Below are 1,738 nucleotides of genomic sequence, written 5' to 3'. Positions count from 1 at the left end.
GTTTGTGTCAAGTAGTTGTTGGCAAATTTTTTTCTTCAAATTTTATTCACATAATGTTTAATGTATTGTGAATTTTCATGCAATTGTTTTTACTCCATTCTTATCTTCATATTCCGCCTTTTATATGACTTTTAATTCACTTAAACATTTGTATCTGAGTATTTCTCTTATTGTTTTTCTGCCGTTTGTCATTGCACAACCTTCAAACGGCATACCTCCTCTTTGTATGTGATATGTTTTTGCTTTTTTCTGCTTTTTGTTTACATCCGCTGCTGATAATTCTATTTCTTTTTTTATCTCTGCTAATTTTTCTTCTGATATTATCACATTATAGTATGTTTCTACTACACTATAAAGTTTACCACTTGTCTTTAAGGCTAATATCTTTGCTAAATTGTTTGCACCTTTTTCTGTCCAACTCATTTTTCCTGCATTCATTCTGCTTGCTAATGTGTCAAATATATTGTTTTCCATTGTTCCTAAATGTTTGTATTCTATTCCTTCTGGGGCTTCTGGTATTTTTATTTCTTCTCTCTTTTGATATGGTTTTATCCCTTCTTTATTGGCTACTAAATAGTTATATAGTTTTTCTAATTTCTTCATTTGCTTTTCATCATCTTTTTGCTCTATCATTAATTTCGCTATATATTCTAGGCTTTCTTCTGTTTTTCCTTCATCTAACATTTTCATTAATTTGTGCGCATCTTTTTTGTTTTCTACATTCCTTATTACTGCTTGGCTTTTATGAAATGGATCTAATTGAAAATATACTCCTTCTTCTCCCAAGCTTTCTTTAATCCAACTTGCTCCATCCCCATTTATTATCTTTATTTCTATTTCGTCTATGTTGTATTCTTTTGCTATCGTTGCATCTACTAATTCTTTAAATTCTTTGCTGCTTGCAAATCCTGCACATGCTATTTTATTATGTGTTATATATTCATTACTTCCTGGGCTTCTTTTTACCCATCCGTCGTATGCTACTGCTAATTTTATTTCTTTCTTCCCTCTGCTTTTTTTGCCTTTTGGTCTGTCTTTGCCTTGCATTGATAACCATAATCCATCCATTTCTTGAAATAATATTTTTGTTTCTTTTTCTCCTCTTAATTTGTTTTCTTTGAATAGTTTTATATCTTGTTTTTCTAATTCCGCTATTTTCTCTCCAATCTTTTGTATTATATTCCATGCAGTTGCATGGCTTATGCTTTGATTTGTTAATGATTCTATATTTTTCGCTGCTTCTCTATATGACATTTCTGTTACATTTTCTACAACTTTTTCAATAAGATTTGTTGATATATGCCCTATTGTATCCATTTTTAAATACTCATCTAAAAGATAAACATATTCCTTTTTCCCTTCACTATTTATATGTTCATAAATTCTTTTATCAAATTCAACAGTACCCATAATTGTCTTTATGTTTGTATGCTTTTTACCTTTACACCTATACTCTTTTTTATCCCTTTTTTCTAGTAACATATCATCTATTTCCATAAGGATTTGAGCCATTATTTTACAAGCTTCTTCGCAAACTAATTTGTAAATTTCCGCTTCTAAATCCTTGAAATTTATTTCATTTTCGTTTAAACTTATATCTAGCATGTAATCACCTCTATAACGCTTTTTTTGTTTTTTCTATTTAAACATTATAGCGGATGATTCATGTGAATGGAAGGTATTTTTTGGATACCTTCCTTTTTCTATTTTTTACCGCCTACTAAAATTATACACTAAG

1 protein-coding gene is annotated in these 1,738 nt (G+C 29.4%); it reads right to left on the bottom strand.

The genetic code is table 11. From position 1 onward, the window contains the following. Positions 1 to 120: 120 nt before the first annotated feature. Positions 121 to 1,605 carry an ISLre2 family transposase gene (locus J2Z80_RS14870; RefSeq protein WP_209455071.1) on the bottom strand — a complete coding sequence of 495 codons (1,485 nt, stop codon included), beginning with the start codon at positions 1,603 to 1,605 and terminating at the stop codon, positions 121 to 123. Positions 1,606 to 1,738 lie beyond the last annotated feature (133 nt).

Origin of the sequence: Thermoanaerobacterium butyriciformans (assembly GCF_017874545.1) — a bacterium.
GTDB lineage: Bacteria > Bacillota > Thermoanaerobacteria > Thermoanaerobacterales > Thermoanaerobacteraceae > Thermoanaerobacterium > Thermoanaerobacterium butyriciformans.
This window is presented reverse-complemented; position numbering and strand designations above follow the sequence as displayed.

Excerpts from the sequence above, each read along its gene's own strand:
- J2Z80_RS14870 (WP_209455071.1), bottom strand. The coding sequence starts at position 1,605 with ATGCTAGATATAAGTTTAAACGAAAATGAAATAAATTTCAAGGATTTA.